Here is a 15,637-nt window from a genome sequence, read left to right as displayed (position 1 = left end):
TTCGCCTGACAGAATCGGGGCAGAACTGACGTACGACCGCTGGAGGAGTCCGTGTCGCCGACCTCACGCCCCTTGCGCAAGCTGGGCTTCCTCACCATCGGACTGTTCGACGGGGACGACCCCGGCCGGGGTCACGAGACCACCCTGGAGATCATCGAGCTGGGCGAACGGCTCGGCTTCGACAGCGCCTGGGTGCGCCACCGCCACCTGCAGTACGGCATCTCCTCCCCCGTGGCCGTGCTCGCGGCGGCCTCGCAGCGCACCCGCCGGATCGAGCTCGGCACCGCGGTCATCCCGCTGGGCTGGGAGAACCCGCTGCGTCTCGCGGAGGACCTGGCGACGGTCGACATCCTGTCCGGGGGCCGGCTCAACCCGGGGGTGAGCGTCGGCCCGCCGATGCACTACGACCAGGTCAAGGAGGCCCTGTACCCGGACACGTCCGGCGCGGAGGACTTCGGCTACGAACGGGTGCGGCGGCTGCTGGACTTCGTGCGCGGCAAGTCCGCCACCGACTTCAGCGGGGTCGAGGGCTTCGAGGTGTTCTCCGACCGGGTGCAGCCGCACTCCCCCGGCCTCGGCCGCCGCCTCTGGTACGGCGGGGGCAGCCTGAACTCGGCCGAGTGGGCCGGGGCACACGGCATGAACTTCCTCACCAGCAGCGTCGTCAAGACCGAAGGCCCGGACGACACACGGGACTTCGCCGAGATCCAGCTCTCCCACATCCGCGCCTTCCGCGCCGCCCACCCCGACGGCGAATCCGCCCGTGTCTCCCAGGGCCTGGTGGTCATCCCCACCGACTCCGCCTCGCCCGAACAGTGCGCGAAGTACGAGGAGTTCGTGGCCAAGCGGCTGCCCCGTACGACCTCCCCGCAGGGCCCGGCCCGGCTGCTGTTCGCCCCGGACCTGGTGGGCGCCTCGGACGAGCTCGCCGAACGCCTGCACGCGCACGCCGCGTTCCGTGAGATCGACGAGGTCGCCTTCGCGCTGCCGTTCACCTTCGAGCACGAGGACTACGTCCAGATCCTGACCGACATGGCGACGAAACTGGGTCCGGCGCTGGGCTGGCGCCCGGGGAACTGACCGGCTGCGGGCGCTCCGGTTGATCGATCCGCCCCCTGTCCCTGAGGCTGGAGGGACGACACTGTCGAGGGAAGGTCCCACCGTGATCAACATCCCGGAGCACACGCTCAACGACGGCACGAAGCTCCCGGCCCTGGGCCTGGGCACCTGGCCGATGGACGACGCTCAGGCGGCGGAGGCGGTGGCCGGGGCGCTCGGCCTGGGCTACCGGCTGCTCGACACGGCGACGAACTACCGCAACGAGAGCGGGGTCGGCCGCGGGGTGGCCCGGGGCGGGGTGGCGCGCGAGGAGATCGTGGTGACCACGAAACTGCCCGGCCGTCATCACGGCTACGAGGAGACCCTCGCCTCCTTCGAGGAGTCCCGGCAGCGGCTCGGTCTCGAGTACGTGGACCTGTATCTCATCCACTGGCCGCTGCCCCGGGTCGACAAGTTCGTCGACTCCTGGCGGGCCATGATCAAGCTGCGTGAGGAGGGCCTGGTCCGCTCGATCGGCGTCTCCAACTTCACCGCCGAGCACATCGAACGGCTGGAGAAGGAGACGGGCGTGCTGCCGTCCGTCAACCAGATCGAGCTGCACCCGCTCTTCCCGCAGGACGCTCTGCGCGCCTTCCACGAGGCCAAAGGCGTCCGCACGGAGAGCTGGAGCCCGCTGGGGCGCGGCTCGGCGCTCCTGGACGACCCGTCCGTCGTCTCCGTCGCCGAGGCGCTGGGCGTGACTCCCGGCCAGGTCGTGCTGCGCTGGCACCTCCAGCTCGGCGCGGTTCCCATCCCGAAGTCGGCGAGCCCCGAACGGCAGCGCGCCAACCTCGACGTCTTCGGCTTCGAACTCGGCCCGGCGCAGATGGCGGCGATCGCGAACCGGGTGCCCGAGCGCCTGGGCGGGGACCCCGAGGTGCACGAGGAGTTCTGAGCGTCGGCGGGCCGGTCAGCCGGTGAGCCCGGCGTCGCGGGCCTGCAGGGCGGCCTGGACCCGGTTGGTGACTTCCAGCGCGGCCAGGATGCGGCTGACGTGGGCCTTGACGGTGCTCTCCCGCATGGTGAGACGGGCGGCGATGTCGGCGTTGGTGTCGCCCCGGGCGAGGAGGGCGAGCACGTCGCGTTCACGGGGGGTGAGCCGGTCCAGCCGGGCCTGGGCCGCCGCGGCCCGGGGCTGGTCGGTCGCGTGGTAGCGGTCGATGAGGCGCCGGGCCGCGGTGGGGTGGAGCATCGCCGAGCCGGCGGCCACCAGATGGACGGCGCGCAGGATCTCGGCCGGGTCGGTGTCCTTGAGCAGGAACCCGTCGGCTCCGGCGGCGAGGGCGTCGTAGACGTACTCGTCGAGGTCGAACGTGGTCAGGGTGACCACCTTCGGCGGGTGGGGCAGGGCTCGCAGCCGGGTGGTGGCGGTGATGCCGTCCATGCGGGGCATGCGCACGTCGACGAGGGCGACGTCGATGCGGTGCGCGGTGGCCTGCTCGACGGCCTGGAGGCCGTCGGCGGCCTGGGCGGCCACCTCGATGTCCGGATCGCCGTCGAGGAGGTCGGCCAGGCCGAGGCGGACCAGTGCGTCGTCGTCGACGATCATGGTGCGGATCATGTGCGGGCGCCGTTCTCTGCGTTGCCGGTGGGATGTTGGATGCGGGCGGCCAGTCGCCAGGCGCCCGCCCCGGCCGGGCCGGCGGTCACCTCACCGCCGAGCGCGGTGACGCGTTCCCGCAGACCGATCAGCCCGTAGCCGGAGCCGACGGTGTCCGCGCGGGGCGTGCCGGAAGGATTGGTGACCTCGACGAGGGTGGCCGGCGGCCGGTAGTCGACGCGTACGGTCACTTCGACCCCCTCGGCGTGCTTGCGGGCGTTGGTCAGCGCTTCCTGGACGATGCGGTACACCGCCAGCCGGTGGGTGGTGGGAGCCTGCCCGGGAGAGCCGTCCGTGGTCAGCTCGATGCGCTGCCCGGCGGCACGGGCCTCGTCGACCAGTTCCCGCACGTCCCTCACGGCGGGCGTGAGCGCGGACCCCGACGGCGTGACGTCGGGGTCGCGCAGGGCGCCGAGCACGTCCCGCAGGTCGGCCAGGGCTTCGACGGACGCGGTGCGCAGCAGGCCCAGGCGTTCGACGACCGGAGCGGGCAGGGTGTCGCTCCTGGTGGCGAGAACACCGGTGTGCAGGGCGATCAGGCTCAGCCGGTGGGCCAGCACATCGTGCATCTCCGTGGAGATACGGGACCGCTCCGCGGCACGGGCCGCCTCTTCGCGCAGCTCCGCCTCGACCCGCAGATGCTCGACGTCCGAGGCCAGCGCCTCCATCAGGCGTCGCCTGTTGCCCAGCCAGAGGCCGACGATCACGGCCAGCAGCGGCACCAGCAGAGCCGACGCATAGGTCTGTGCCGTCCACAGCTGGGTGTCGGGGTAGCTGAGCAGGTTGGCGCCCAGGGCGGCGAGGGCGCATCCCACCGCCAGCCGCGCCCTGAGGACCACCGCCAGGTCGAACAGGGCGATCCCCAGCAGCGGCAGCAGCGGCCATCCCCACCACGCGGTGGCGACGGTGACCAGCAGCGGCGCGGCCGGCCATCGCCACCGGGGCACGACCAGAGCCGCTCCGCACAGCACGGCGGCGACCGTCACGGGGACCTGGTGACGGCCGTCCTCGACCGACGTCACGTTCAGCGGGGCGGCCGCCACGCACACGGCCACCAGGGTCACGCGCCCGTAGGCAGCCCAGGTCCGGCCTTCTCTCCCGCTCACCCCGGCAATGCTAGGCAGATCCCGGTGCCGCTTCATCCGACGATCTGCTCGCCGCGCCCCCTACTTTCGTAGGGACAGGCGAGCGCACAACGGATGATCCGATGCCGGACGCCGGTTTCTAGCGTCGAAATCATGAACGACTGGACGACCTCTCACGCCCGTGTCCTGGCTCAGCGCCACGCCGAAGGCTGGATGTTCCTGATCGAAGCGGCCCGCGATCTGCGCACCACCGGCGCCGTGGCCCCCAGCGGCAGGCCCCTGGCCCGTGCCCTGACCGAACCCGTGCGGGTCCAGGCACCCGGCCCGCTGGCGGTCCTGGAGGCCGGCGCCGGCACCGGCGCGGTCACCCGCACGCTGATACCCCACCTGCCCCGCGGAAGCCGCCTGGACATCGTCGAGGCCAACCGGCGCTTCGCCACGCGGCTGCGCGGTCTCGTCGCCGGACACCCGAACCTGGCCGGCCGGCACGCGCAGGTGAACGTGCACCAGACGTACGTCGAGGACCTCGACACCGACCAGCGCTACGACGTGATCGTCTCCGGGCTGCCGCTGACCAACTTCACCCCCGCGCAGGTCGAGCGCGTCATGGCCCGCTACCTGGAACTGCTGCACCCCGGCGGCACCCTGACCTACTTCGCCTACCTCGGCACCCGCAGAGCCCGGCGCCTGACGGCATCACGCGCGGAAGCACTACGGCACGCCGCCGTGGACGAGGTCATGGCCGACTACCAGCGCCGCTACGCCGTCGGCCGCTGGACCGTCTGGGCCAACCTGCCGCCGGCCCACGTCTGGCACCTGCGACGCCCCCGCCCTCCTGCCGCCCCGCACAGCCCGCAGCAGGCGGCGGACGGAACACGCCGGTGAACGCGCTGTCCGACCTCCTCGGCCGCCTCCCTCCCACCGCCGCCTGCGCGGTGGTGGCCCTGGCCGTGCTGGCCGAGTCGATCCTCCTGGTCGGCGCCTTCGTGCCGACGCTCACCCTGCTGCTGACCGCGGGCGCACTGGCCCGCGCCGGCCACATCGGCCTTCCCCTCGTCGTCGCCGTCGCGGCCGGCGCCGTGGTGGCGGGCGACTTCCTCGCCCACCGCACGGGCGCGCTCCTCGGTGATCGACTGCGCGGGGGCCGCGTCGGCAGGCGCATCCCCGGCGCCGCCTGGCAGCGGGCCGAGACGCTGATGACGCGCCACGGCGGCCGGGCCGTCTTCCTGGCTCGTTTCCTGCCCGTGGTCCGCACGCTCGCCCCCCATTTCGCGGGCGCCACCCGGCTGCCCTACCGCCGCATCGCCCCTTACAGCGTCGCCGCCGCCTGTCTGTGGGCGGCGGCCGAAGTCGGCGTCGGCTACGCCGCGGCGGCCCCTCTTCAGCGGATCCTCACCCTGGGCGGCCCCGCCGTGGCCCTGGTCGTCCTGTCGGCCGTCGGGGCGGCGCTCCTGCGGCGTCGCTCCGTGCTCCGGGCACGCCGCGCTGCTGCTGCCCGGCCACCCGTGCCGCTCACTCGGGCTCCAGCGTCTGCTCCGCCCAGATCGTCTTGCCCCGGCCCGTCTGCCGGCTGCCCCAGCGCTGAGTGAGCTGCGCGACGAGCAGCAGGCCGCGTCCGCCCTCGTCGAAGGCGTGGGCGCGGCGCAGGTGGGGGGAGGTGGAACTGCCGTCGGAGACCTCGCAGATGAGGGTGCGGTCGCGGATCAGACGGAGCTGGATGGGGGCCGCGCCGTAGCGGATGGCGTTGGTGACGAGTTCGCTGACGACGAGTTCGGTGACGAACGCGGTCTCTTCGAGGCCCCATGCGGCCAGTTGCTCGGTGGCGGCCTGCCGGGTGGCGGCCACATGGGCGGGGTCCGGGGTGACGTCCCAGGTGGCGACCTGATCCGCGCCGAGGGCGCGGGTGCGGGCGAGCAGCAGGGCGACGTCGTCGCTCGGCTCCTCCGGCAGGACGGCCTTGAGCACCGTGTCGCAGAGGGCGTCCAGGGTGGCGGCGGGTGCGGTCAGGGCGCTGCACAGTTCGCCGGTGGCGCGGTCGACGTCCCGGTCGCGGTCCTCGATCAGGCCGTCCGTGTACAGGGCGACGACGGACCCCTCGGGCAGCTCCAGCTCGACGGCCTCGAAGGGCAGTCCGCCGACGCCGAGCGGGGGCCCGGGGGTCATGTCGATGAGGCGTGCGGCGCCGTCGGGCAGGACGAGGGCCGGTGCGGGGTGGCCGGCGGCGGCGAGGGTGAGCCGGCGGCTGACGGGGTCGTAGACGGCGTAGAGGCAGGTGGCGCCCAGTTCGGCGACCTGGTCGCCGCCCTCGTCGTAGGCCGCCAGATGGGTGACGAGGTCGTCGAGGTGGGTGAGGAGCTCGTCGGGCGGCAGGTCCACGTCGGCGAGGGTGCGCACGGCCATGCAGAGCCGTCCCATGGTCGCAGAGGAGGGGATGCCGTGCCCGACGACGTCCCCGACGACGAGGGCGACCCTGCTGCCGGAGAGCGGGATGACGTCGAACCAGTCGCCGCCGATCCCCGCGGTGGAGCCGCTGGGCAGATAGCGGTGGGCCACCTCGACGGCCGCCTGGCCGGGCAGGCCCCGGGGCAGCAGGCTGTGCTGGAGGGCGAGTGCGGTGGTGCGTTCGCGGGCGAAGCGGCGGGCGTTGTCGATGCAGACGGCGGCCCGGCTGGCGAGTTCCTCGGCGAATACGGCGTCGTCGGCCTCGTAGTCGTCGACATGGGCGATACGCACGCCGACCAGGACGCCGAGGATGGTGCCGCGGGCTCGCAGAGGCACCGAGATCACCGAGTGCACGCCGGTCCGGTGGCGGCGTCCCTCGGGGGCGCGCGCGTTGCGTTCGGCGAGCCACCGCATGAAATCGGGCTCACCCGCCTGCAGACGCACCGCGCGCCCCTCCCGCAGGGCGCGCGCGGGCGGGCTGAAGGGCGGATGGACGTCGGTCTCGCCGAGGCGGACCGCCGCCTCGGGGGTGCCCTCGTGGGCGGAACCGTGGGCGACCCGGCGCAGCACGACCTCGCCGTCCGGGACGGGCGGCGGCTCGTCGGCGCCAAGGACCCAGTCGAGCAGGTCGACGCTGACGAAGTCGGCGAACCGGGGAACGAGGAGATCGACCACCTCCTCGGTGGTGCGCACCACGTCGAGAGTGGTGCCGATCGAGGCCGCGGCCTCGTTCAGCAGGGCCAGCCGCTGGCGGGCCAGGTACTGCTCGGTGCTGTCGAAGGCGGCCAGGGCGACGCCGACCACCTCGCCCGACGGTTCCCGCACAGGCCACATCTCGGTGGTCCAGGCGTGCTCCCGGTTGAGGGAGGGGGCGCCGGTCCAGCTCTCGTAGCGGATCGGGCGGCCGGTCTCGGCGACATGGCGCAGGTGCCAGTTGAAGCCGCGGCTGTGCTCGGCCTCCTGGACGGTGTCCGGGAAGTGGCGGCCTAGCAGGACGTCCTCGGAGACGCCCATGACCTTGCAGGCGACCTCGTTCAGACGCAGATAGTGCTGGTGGGGGTCGAAGACGGACATCGACATGGACGCCTGCTGGAAGGCCCGCCCCGCGAGGGTCGGTTCCGGGGACGAGGGCCGTTCGGCGGTGAGGGTCCAGCCGACGGGCTCCCCGTCGGGGCCCAGCACCGGGCAGGCGGTCACGGTCAGGGTGACGGGCCGGCCGTCGTGGTGGTGTACCACCACGGGCCGGGTCCACGCCCGTGCCGGAGCCCGCGGAAGCTCCTCGGCGAGCAGATCGGTCACCGCCCGCCCCACGGCCTCTTCGGCCGCATGGCCCGTCAGCAGACGGGCACCCTCGCTCCAGCCCGTCACGATGCCGCGAGCATCGATGACCGCCGCAGCGACGACATGCTCCATGCCGTCCAGAATGGTCCCTTTGTCCCGCCGCATCAACCGCGACGGTCCGCCCCCGCCGTCAGGCGCGGTGGGCGCGCAGCACGTCCAGGGCGCGGTCGGCGTGGGTGTTCATGCGCAGTTCGCTGCGCACGACCTCCAGGACGGTGCGGTCCTGCCCGATGACGAAGGTGACCCGCTTGGTGGGGGCCAGGGAGAAGCCGCGCTTCACGCCGAATCGTTCCCGCACCGCTCCGTCGGCGTCGGACAGCAGCGGCATGCCGAGCGTGTGCTTGCCGGCGAACTCCTGCTGACGGTCGACGGAGTCCCCGCTGATGCCGACGGGGCGGGCGCCGACGGCGGCGAACTCGGCGGCCAGGTCACGGAAGTGGCAGGCCTCGGCGGTGCAGCCCGGGGTCATGGCGGCGGGGTAGAAGAAGAGGACCACCGGCCCCTCGGCGAGCAGGTCCGTCAGGGTGCGCACCGCGCCGGTCTCGTCCGGCAGGGCGAAGTCCTCGACGAGGTCGCCGGTCTCCAGAGCCTTGGTCATGCCCGTCCCTCCAGGGTGTTCGCGATGTCGGTGCGGTCGGCGACGCTGCGGGCCCACAGCACGAGGGGCGCCTGCAGGGGCAGGCGGCCGACGGCGGCGGCCTTGAGCGGGGTGGGGCGGTGACGCCAGTCCCACGCCATCTTGACGTTGGCGGGGAAGACGCCGACGAAGAACGCCGCCGTCGCCAGCGCGGCCGTCCTCCGGGTCCGGGGCAGGGCCACGCCCGCCGCCAGCGCCAGTTCGGCGACGCCGCTGGCGTACGTCCAGGTCCTGGGCGAGCCGGGCAGCGCGCGCGGGACGATCGCGTCGAACGGGCGCGGCACGGCGAAGTGGGCTACGCCCATGCCGGCCAGCAGTCCCGCCAGCAGCAGGGGTGAGCGTTCGGACCGGGGCACGGTTCCTCCTCTGATGACCTCGCGCCCGAGATTACTGGAGGGTGGAGGGGCGGCCGGAGGCGGGGTGTGCTGTCGGGGCACCCCTCAACTCGCGGGCGGCGCGGTGCTGTTGTCGGCCGCGGGGGTGCGCCGGGCGCTCCGCTGATGCCGGCCCGGGGTGTACCCGTACGCCCTGCGGAACACGTCGATGAACGCGCTGGCGGAGGACCAGCCGCAGCGGTGGGCGACCGTGGTGACGGGTGTGTCGTCGGCCAGCAGGCGCAGCGCGTGGTACAGGCGGGACTGGGTGCGCCATTGAGGGAAGGTCATGCCGAACTCGTGCCGGAAGAGGCGGCTGAGGGTGCGTTCGCCGGTGCCGGTCGCGGCGCCGAGGGCGGCCAGGGTGCGCTGGTCGGCGGGGTTCGCGTGGACGAGTGCGCAGACCGCGGCGAGCCGGGGGTCGACCGGGGTGGGCAGCCGCATCGGCTGCTGCGGGGAGGCGCGGAGCTGGTCGCGCAGGACGGCGAGCAGCCGGGCGCGTTCGGGGCTCGTGTCGTCGGGGGCGCGGGTGTAGGCGAGGATCAGCTCGCGCAGGAGCGGGCTGACGGCGAGGACGGTCGGGGCGTCCAGGCCGAGCGGGTTGTCGTCGGCGGACAGGCCGACCAGGTGCAGGTCGAGGTGGCCGTAGGCCCGGTGCGCGTGCGCGGTTCCGGCGGGCACCCACAGGGCGCGGGTGCCGGGGGCGAACCAGGTGCCGGCGTCGGTGGTGACGGCCAGGACGCCGGAGCCCGCGTAGACGATCTGGTGGTCGTCGTGGCGGTGCGCGTCGATGCGCTCGCCGGCGGCCAGCGGCTGGGCGCGGGTGGGCGCCTTCGGGGTGTGACGGATATGGCGGATGTTCGGCACAAGACGGCAGATTATCGGAAGCGCGACAGACGCCCTGGCCACGACGATCGCAGCGTGCCGAAAAACCGAGCCCTCACCCCGAAGAACCGATCCGTCACCCCGCAGAACCGATCCGTCGCCCTGATGTCCCTGGGCCACGCTTGTGTGGACGTGTACCAGGGGGCCGTGGCCGCGCTGGTCCCGTTCTTCATCGCGGAGCGGGCCTATTCCTATGCCGCCGCCTCCGGGATCGTGCTGGCGGCCTCCTTGTTGTCGTCGGTGGCACAGCCGCTGTTCGGTGTGCTGACCGACCGGTGGGCGATGCCGTGGCTGCTGCCGCTCAGCGTGGCCGCCGCCGGTGCGGGGATCGCACTGAGCGGGGTCGGCGGCTCGTACGCGCTCACCCTGGCGGCGGTGGCCGTGTCCGGGATCGGGGTCGCCGCCTATCACCCGGAGGCCGCGCGGGCGGCCCGTGCCGTCTCGGGCGGCCGCCACACGGCGATGGGCTGGTTCGCGCTGGGCGGGAACGTCGGCTTCGCGCTCGCCCCGCCGCTGGTCGCGGGCGTGGTGGCGACCTGGGGGCTGCGGGCCTCGCCGCTGCTGGGCCTGCCGGCCCTGGCGGGTGTGGCGCTGTGCGCGGCGGCGGTGCGCTCGGCGGCCGGCCGGACCGGGCCTGCCCGGACGGCGACCGAGGGGGCGGGCCGGGACGACTGGCCGTCGTTCCTGCGGCTGTCGGGTGCGGTGGTGTGCCGGTCGATCGTCTTCGTCGGCCTGAGCACGTTCGTCCCGCTGTACGTCCGCGAGCGCGCGGGAGGCGGGGCGGCGGCGGGGACGGCCGCACTGTGCGTGCTGTACGCGGGCGGCGCGGTGGGGACGCCGGCCGGGAGCCGACTGGCCGAGCGCTACGGGCGACTCGGCGTCGTACGCCACTCGTACGCCCTGACGGTGGTGGCGGTGGCCGGAGTGCTGCTGGTCCCGGGCCCGCCCCTGTTCCTGTTCGTCGCGCTCGCCTCGGCCGGGCTGTACGTCCCGTTCTCGCTGCACGTGACGCTGGGCCAGGACTGTCTGCCCCGGCGGGTGGGCACGGCGAGCGGCGTCACGCTGGGGCTGACCGTGAGCGTCGGGGGCGCGGCCGCTCCGGCTCTGGGCGCGCTCGCGGACGCCACGTCCCTGCGGACGGGCCTGCTGCCCCTGCTCCTGCCGCCCGTGGCGGCCTGGCTCCTGCTGCGCGGCCTGCGCGAGCCGGTCCCGGCGACCGCTCCTCGGGCCGGGGCCGCTGCGCGCGCCTGATCATCAGGCGCCGGGGGCGGCGGCAGGCTGCTCGGTCTCCTCCTCTGCGGCGTAGGAGAGGAAGTCGTCGACCATGCGGTGGAAGAGCGTGGCGAGCCGGCCCAGCTCCTCCGGGGACCAGTCGGAGAGCGCCATCTGCATCCCTCGGGCACCCGTGTCGCGGACCCGGTCGATGGCCGCGCGGCCGGCCTCGGTGAGCTCGATCCGCTGGGCCCGGCCGTCCTGGGGGTCAGGGACCCGGGTGACGTATCCGGACTTCTGGAGCTGCTGCACCGTGCGTGTCACATGGGAGGCCTCCACGCCGAGGCGCTGGGCCAGCTCCCCCGGCCGCAGCGGCTCGGAGTCGGCGACCTGGCGCAGCAGCGCCACGGCGGCGCGGTCGAGGGGGACGCCGGCCAGTGTCATCAGCCGGTCGTGCTGGCGGGCACGGGTGCTCAGGTAGGTGATGCGAGTGAGCGCGCGCTCGATCTCGATCACTTCCGGCGAGGCGACGGACGGGAGGGGGAGCGGTTCGATGGACATGACCCCACTTTACCATCTTGTTGCGTAACTCAAGTAAATCCGATCGATTGCTTGACTCAAGTAATCGACATGTGTTTGCCTAACTCAAGCAATGCGGTGGGCCGACCACCGCACCTGAACCGTCTGAACCAACCGCCCGCCCGTCCCTCCACAGGGGCCTGACCGCACAGACCGGAGTCGCCTTGAGCGGAGGCGGCTCCCAGGCGCCGAACCCGTGGGGACGGGGACCGGCGCGGTCCCGGGCCCGGCCGCCGGCTCACTCCCCCCGACCGGCGCCGGGACCCGGGGCATCTCCCCCTCCACGCCCGCTCGACCGCCCCGGCCGCCCCTCCCCCGGCCGAGCCCAGCAGCCCCACGACCACGGCTGCACGGCGTGGACCACCCGGGACGAACAGACAGGACCCTCCGATGAAGACCTCCGTACGAGCCGCGCTGGCCGGGGCGCTTGCCTGCGGCGTGCTGACCACCGCGATCGTGATCAGCCGACAGGACGACAGACCCGCCCCCGCCCCGCCGAAGGGCCCGTACGTCGCGCTGGGCGACTCCTACACCGCCGGTCCGAAGATCCCCGACCAGGGCGGCAGCCCCGCCGGCTGCGACCGCTCCGACCGCAACTACCCGGCACTCGTCGCCCGCCGACTCGGCCTGGCCGCCGCCGACTTCCGTGACGTCAGCTGCAGCGGCGCCACCGTCGCCGACCTGAGCGCCCCCCAGGCCACGGACCGCGGCGCCAATCCGGCGCAGCTGTCCGCCCTGTCGGACCGGACCCGGCTCGTCACCCTCGGCATCGGCGGCAACGACATCGGCTTCGCCGCGCTCGTGAAGAGCTGCGTGAAGTCGGGAGTGCTGCACTTCGCGCTCAGCGGCTTCAAGGCCGACACCGAGAACGCCGGAAACGCCGGGGACGCGCCCTGCCGGGCCCAGTACGTCTCCGACGGCGTCGACGAGGTACGGCAGCGGATCGACGCGACGGACGAACGGCTGGCCCAGGCCCTCGCCGAGGTCAAGCGCCGCGCGCCGAAGGCCCGCGTCTACGTCGTCGGCTACCCCGCGATCCTGCCCACGCACACCACCGACTGCGGCAGCGAGATGGGCCTCGCGCCCGGCGACGTCACCTACCTCCACGACACAGAGCGACAGCTGAACCGGATGCTGCGGGAGCGGGCCGACAAGGCGGGGGTGGGCTACGTCGACACGTACACCCCGTCGGTCGGGCGCGATGCCTGCGCCGATCGTCGGGTGCGCTGGGTGGAGCCGCTCGTGCCGCTCGCCCCGGCCGCCTCCGTCCACCCCAACGAGCGCGGCGAGCAGGGCATGGCGGACGCAGTCGCGAAGACCCTCGGCATCTGAGAGCCGCTCGCGGCGAAAGGAGCACGGCATGAGCGGCGACGTCATCGGCGGCACGGACTTCGACGGACGCACCGTCGTCGTCACGGGCGCCGGGTCCGGACTCGGGCGCACCACGGCGGTGGCCCTCGCCCTGCGCGGGGCGAAGGTGCTGGTCGCGGACGCGGACGCGGACGGCGCGCACGGCACGGTCAAGGCGATCGGGAACGTGGGCGGCTACGCCGTCGCGGTCGTCGGCGACCTCGGCGAACAGGAGGTCGTGGACGACGTGGTGGCCACCACGCTGTGCGCCTTCGGGGCCCTGGACGTCCTTGTGCACACGGGCGTGGTCGCTGCCGACCTGCTCAGCCGGGCCGTGCTCCCGCACATGGTGAGCGCCGGCGGTGGCGCCGTCGTCTTCGCCGCGTCCGGCCCCGGCGTGGCCGACCGCGTGACGTCGATCGAGGTGGCGTACCGCGCCCGGGGCATCCGCGCCGAGGCCGTCGGCCCGACGAACGGTCCCGGGCCCAAGGAGCGGGCCGCGGCCGTCCTGCGCCTCGCCCTCGACGGCGACCGGTCCGTCGTGTGACGTGCACGGCCGCCTGACACCGACCCCTGCCCGCACCACCTGTTTCCCGTTCCCGTAAGCGCATTTCGAAGCACCGAGAAAGGCTCCCCTCATGAGCACGATGAAGTCCGTCCGCACCGGCGGGGTCGACGAGATCGACGTGGTGGACGTCGAGCGGCCGACGCCCGGCCCCAAGGACGCGCTCGTCCGGATCCGCGCCTGCGGCATCTGCGGCACCGACGTCACCTTCCTGCACATGGGCGGGATGCCCGCCCGGGCGCACCTGGGCGGCGACCTGGTCCCGGTGGCGCTCGGCCATGAGCCGGCCGGCGAGGTCGTGGAGGTCGGCGCCGAGGTGGACGGTCTGAGGGTGGGCGACCGGGTGGTCGTCAACCCGCAGGACGCGCCCACCGGGATCATCGGCTGCGGCGGAAAGTTCGGCGGGATGAGCGAGTTCCTGCTGATCGAGAACGCCGAGGTCGGCAAGAGCGTCGCCGTCTTCCCTCACACCGTGCCGTTCGACGTGGCCTCGCTCAACGAGCCGATGGCCGTGTCCCGGCACGCCGTCAACCGCTCCGAGGCGAAGCCGGGCGACAAGGTCGTCGTGTTCGGCGCCGGACCGATCGGTCTGGGCGCGGCGATCTGGCTGAAGCTGCGCGGTGTGGAGCACGTGGTGGTCGTCGACGTCATCCCCTCCCGGCTGGAGAAGGCGCTGGCCGTGGGCGTGGACGCCGTCATCGACTCGGCCGAGGAGGACGTGGCCGCGCGCCTGACCGAACTGCACGGGCAGAGCGCCAACGCCCTCGGCCAGCCCCGGCCGGGCACCGACGTCTTCCTCGACGCGGCGGGCGCCCCGGCCGTCTTCAACACGGTGGTGCAGTCGGCGAAGTGGGGCGCGAAGCTGGTCATGGTGGCCGTGCAGAAGAAGGGCGAGATCGACCTCGGCGGCATGCTCCGCAGCGAGCTCACCCTCGTCGCCTCCCAGGGCTACCCGACCGAGATCTTCGAGGTGACCCCGGAACTGGTCGAGCATCAGGAGCGGTTCGCCAAGCTGATCAGCCACCGTGTCCCGTTCTCCGAGGCCGACCGCGCCTTCGAGCTGGCCCTGACGCCGGGCGCGGCCGAGAAGGTCGTCGTCACGCTGGACGACTGAGGCCCGCACAGGGGCCGCCGGCCGGGGTCGCTCCCCGGCCGACGGCCCCTGTCGTTCCCCCCCCACCTCCTCCGTCCCCCTGCTGCTCTTCACGAGAGGAACGGCCTCCATGCGCGCGACCCTGCGACAGGCTGCGCGGGCCACGGTCCACCTGCTCCTGGCCGCCTTCATGGCCTTCGGGTCGTACATCTTCGTCACCGTCCTGCTGATCACCGCCACGGGTGCGGTCGCCGTGGTCGGGATCTGGCTGCTGCCCGAGACCGTGCTGCTGATCCGCCGGATCACGGGCGCCAAGCGGCGGTTGACGGCGTCCTGGACCGGCCGGGAGATCCCCGAGGCGTACCAGCCGATCACCGGTCCCGTGCGCGAGCGGCTGCGGACGGCCGTCCGGGACCCCGGGACGCTCACCGACCTGCGCTGGATGGTCGCGTACTACGCCTACGGCTGGCTGACGGTGCTGATGCTGCCGTTGTGGCCGGCGGGGCTGCTCGTCGACGGGGTGTGGAGCGGGCTGCTGGGCCGGCAGGCACGCGTCCTGCCGCTGATCGTCAGGCTCGCCGACCTGGAGGCGCACTGGTCGGCTGCCCTGCTCCGGCCCTCCCCCAAGGCGCTGCTGGCCCGGCGCGTGGAGCAGCTGACCGCGACCCGTGCGGACGCGGTCGCCGCGCACGGCGCCGAACTGCGCCGGATCGAACGGGATCTCCACGACGGCGCCCAGGCGCGCCTCGTCGCGCTCTCCATGCGGATCGGCCTGGCCCAGCGGGCGTACGGGGCCGATCCGGAGACGGCGCGCAAGCTGCTCGCCGATGCGCAGGACCAGGCCGAGGAGGCGCTGACGGAGCTGCGGCACGTGGTGCGCGGCATCCATCCGCCGATCCTCACCGACCGGGGGCTCGTGGGCGCGGTACGGGCGCTCGCGGCCGGCAGCGGCCTGCGGGCGGCGGTACAGGCGGACGACCTGACCGGCGGGCCCCGGGCCCCGGCCGCAGTGGAGTCGGCCGCCTACTTCGTGATCGCCGAGGCGCTGACCAACGCCGCCAAGCACAGCGGGTCCGACCGGGCGGAGGTCGTCCTCGCGCGCTCCCGGACCGGGCTGCGCGTACGGGTGCGCGACGAGGGGTGCGGCGGCGCCGACGAGAGCGCCGGATCGGGACTGCTGGGGATGCGGCGCCGGGTCGCCGCGCTCGACGGCACGGTGCGGGTGACGAGCCCGCTGGGCGGGCCGACGGTCGTCGAGGTGGACCTGCCGTGCGTGTGGTGAGGACAGGCCGTGGTGAGCGCAGGCCGTGGTGAGCGGCTGACGGCGCGTCGGGCACAGCGCCGTTCAGGCGAAACCGGCGCGTCCGCGGCGTGCA

At 73.7% G+C, this 15,637-nt stretch carries 16 protein-coding genes; 9 read left to right on the top strand and 7 right to left on the bottom strand.

Features of this window, described 5'->3' with window-relative positions; genetic code table 11:
- Positions 1–51 precede the first annotated feature (51 nt).
- Both ACIBAF_RS16135 and ACIBAF_RS16130 read left to right on the top strand, forming a co-directional pair.
- Positions 52–1,080, top strand: a complete 1,029-nt coding sequence (locus ACIBAF_RS16135; protein WP_399463843.1) for an LLM class flavin-dependent oxidoreductase — start codon at positions 52–54, stop codon at positions 1,078–1,080.
- 82 nt (positions 1,081–1,162) lie between these two features.
- Positions 1,163–1,993 (top strand): aldo/keto reductase, encoded by an 831-nt coding sequence (locus ACIBAF_RS16130; protein WP_399463842.1) that lies wholly within the window; start codon positions 1,163–1,165, stop codon positions 1,991–1,993.
- A gap of 15 nt (positions 1,994–2,008) precedes the next feature.
- Here the strand turns inward: ACIBAF_RS16130 and ACIBAF_RS16125 are convergent, their stop codons facing one another.
- A complete protein-coding gene (locus ACIBAF_RS16125) occupies positions 2,009–2,659 on the bottom strand; it encodes a response regulator (RefSeq protein ID WP_399463841.1) in 651 nt (216 codons plus the stop codon).
- Positions 2,656–3,804 carry a sensor histidine kinase gene (locus tag ACIBAF_RS16120; protein WP_399463840.1) on the bottom strand — a complete coding sequence of 383 codons (1,149 nt, stop codon included), beginning with the start codon at positions 3,802–3,804 and terminating at the stop codon, positions 2,656–2,658. Before ACIBAF_RS16120 ends, ACIBAF_RS16125 begins: the two co-directional genes overlap by 4 nt.
- A gap of 132 nt (positions 3,805–3,936) precedes the next feature.
- On the opposite strand from ACIBAF_RS16120, the gene ACIBAF_RS16115 reads away from it, so the two are divergent.
- Positions 3,937–4,668: a class I SAM-dependent methyltransferase gene (locus tag ACIBAF_RS16115; protein WP_399463839.1), complete on the top strand. Its 732-nt coding sequence runs from the start codon at positions 3,937–3,939 to the stop codon at positions 4,666–4,668.
- Positions 4,665–5,372, top strand: a complete 708-nt coding sequence (locus ACIBAF_RS16110; RefSeq protein ID WP_399463838.1) for a DedA family protein — start codon at positions 4,665–4,667, stop codon at positions 5,370–5,372. The genes ACIBAF_RS16115 and ACIBAF_RS16110 overlap by 4 nt, the downstream gene beginning before the upstream one ends.
- Here ACIBAF_RS16110 and ACIBAF_RS16105 read toward each other — a convergent pair.
- From ACIBAF_RS16105 to ACIBAF_RS16090, 4 genes are all read right to left on the bottom strand, one after another.
- Complete coding sequence (locus ACIBAF_RS16105; RefSeq protein ID WP_399463837.1) at positions 5,296–7,638, bottom strand: SpoIIE family protein phosphatase; 2,343 nt, start codon at positions 7,636–7,638, stop codon at positions 5,296–5,298. The genes ACIBAF_RS16110 and ACIBAF_RS16105 overlap by 77 nt on opposite strands.
- Positions 7,639–7,696: 58 nt before the next feature.
- Complete coding sequence (locus ACIBAF_RS16100; protein ID WP_399463836.1) at positions 7,697–8,164, bottom strand: peroxiredoxin; 468 nt, start codon at positions 8,162–8,164, stop codon at positions 7,697–7,699.
- Positions 8,161–8,559, bottom strand: a complete 399-nt coding sequence (locus ACIBAF_RS16095; protein ID WP_399463835.1) for a hypothetical protein — start codon at positions 8,557–8,559, stop codon at positions 8,161–8,163. Before ACIBAF_RS16095 ends, ACIBAF_RS16100 begins: the two co-directional genes overlap by 4 nt.
- Positions 8,560–8,643: 84 nt before the next feature.
- A complete protein-coding gene (locus ACIBAF_RS16090) occupies positions 8,644–9,435 on the bottom strand; it encodes an AraC family transcriptional regulator (protein WP_399464029.1) in 792 nt (263 codons plus the stop codon).
- A gap of 132 nt (positions 9,436–9,567) precedes the next feature.
- Here ACIBAF_RS16090 and ACIBAF_RS16085 point away from each other — a divergent pair, with 132 nt between their 5' ends.
- Entirely contained in the window at positions 9,568–10,713 is a 1,146-nt protein-coding gene (locus ACIBAF_RS16085; protein ID WP_399464028.1) for an MFS transporter, read from the top strand.
- A gap of 3 nt (positions 10,714–10,716) precedes the next feature.
- Here the strand turns inward: ACIBAF_RS16085 and ACIBAF_RS16080 are convergent, their stop codons facing one another.
- Entirely contained in the window at positions 10,717–11,235 is a 519-nt protein-coding gene (locus ACIBAF_RS16080; RefSeq protein ID WP_399463833.1) for a MarR family winged helix-turn-helix transcriptional regulator, read from the bottom strand.
- 408 nt (positions 11,236–11,643) lie between these two features.
- Between ACIBAF_RS16080 and ACIBAF_RS16075 the strand changes: the two genes are divergently transcribed.
- From ACIBAF_RS16075 to ACIBAF_RS16060, 4 genes are all read left to right on the top strand, one after another.
- The gene (locus tag ACIBAF_RS16075; RefSeq protein WP_399463831.1) at positions 11,644–12,585 is read left to right on the top strand and encodes an SGNH/GDSL hydrolase family protein; all 942 of its coding nucleotides are present in this window, start codon (positions 11,644–11,646) and stop codon (positions 12,583–12,585) included.
- A 28-nt stretch (positions 12,586–12,613) separates the two neighbouring features.
- On the top strand, positions 12,614–13,150 hold the full coding sequence (locus ACIBAF_RS16070; RefSeq protein ID WP_399463830.1) for an SDR family NAD(P)-dependent oxidoreductase: 537 nt from the start codon (positions 12,614–12,616) through the stop codon (positions 13,148–13,150).
- 91 nt (positions 13,151–13,241) lie between these two features.
- The gene (locus tag ACIBAF_RS16065; RefSeq protein ID WP_399463829.1) at positions 13,242–14,282 is read left to right on the top strand and encodes a zinc-binding dehydrogenase; all 1,041 of its coding nucleotides are present in this window, start codon (positions 13,242–13,244) and stop codon (positions 14,280–14,282) included.
- Positions 14,283–14,391: 109 nt separating this feature from the next.
- A complete protein-coding gene (locus ACIBAF_RS16060; RefSeq protein ID WP_399463828.1) occupies positions 14,392–15,543 on the top strand; it encodes a histidine kinase in 1,152 nt (383 codons plus the stop codon).
- The last annotated feature ends 94 nt before the right edge of the window (positions 15,544–15,637 follow it).

Origin of the sequence: Streptomyces sp. NPDC051677 (assembly GCF_044453465.1) — a bacterium.
Taxonomy (GTDB): domain Bacteria; phylum Actinomycetota; class Actinomycetes; order Streptomycetales; family Streptomycetaceae; genus Streptomyces.
This window is presented reverse-complemented; position numbering and strand designations above follow the sequence as displayed.

What these genes read in the sequence shown, in the direction of transcription:
- ACIBAF_RS16125 (WP_399463841.1), bottom strand. Translation starts at nt 2,659, where the DNA reads ATGATCCGCACCATGATCGTCGACGACGACGCACTGGTCCGCCTCGGC.
- ACIBAF_RS16115 (WP_399463839.1), top strand. Translation starts at nt 3,937, where the DNA reads ATGAACGACTGGACGACCTCTCACGCCCGTGTCCTGGCTCAGCGCCAC.
- ACIBAF_RS16105 (WP_399463837.1), bottom strand. Translation starts at nt 7,638, where the DNA reads ATGGAGCATGTCGTCGCTGCGGCGGTCATCGATGCTCGCGGCATCGTG.
- ACIBAF_RS16100 (WP_399463836.1), bottom strand. Translation starts at nt 8,164, where the DNA reads ATGACCAAGGCTCTGGAGACCGGCGACCTCGTCGAGGACTTCGCCCTG.
- ACIBAF_RS16085 (WP_399464028.1), top strand. Translation starts at nt 9,568, where the DNA reads ATGTCCCTGGGCCACGCTTGTGTGGACGTGTACCAGGGGGCCGTGGCC.
- ACIBAF_RS16080 (WP_399463833.1), bottom strand. Translation starts at nt 11,235, where the DNA reads ATGTCCATCGAACCGCTCCCCCTCCCGTCCGTCGCCTCGCCGGAAGTG.
- ACIBAF_RS16075 (WP_399463831.1), top strand. Translation starts at nt 11,644, where the DNA reads ATGAAGACCTCCGTACGAGCCGCGCTGGCCGGGGCGCTTGCCTGCGGC.
- ACIBAF_RS16070 (WP_399463830.1), top strand. Translation starts at nt 12,614, where the DNA reads ATGAGCGGCGACGTCATCGGCGGCACGGACTTCGACGGACGCACCGTC.
- ACIBAF_RS16065 (WP_399463829.1), top strand. Translation starts at nt 13,242, where the DNA reads ATGAGCACGATGAAGTCCGTCCGCACCGGCGGGGTCGACGAGATCGAC.
- ACIBAF_RS16060 (WP_399463828.1), top strand. Translation starts at nt 14,392, where the DNA reads ATGCGCGCGACCCTGCGACAGGCTGCGCGGGCCACGGTCCACCTGCTC.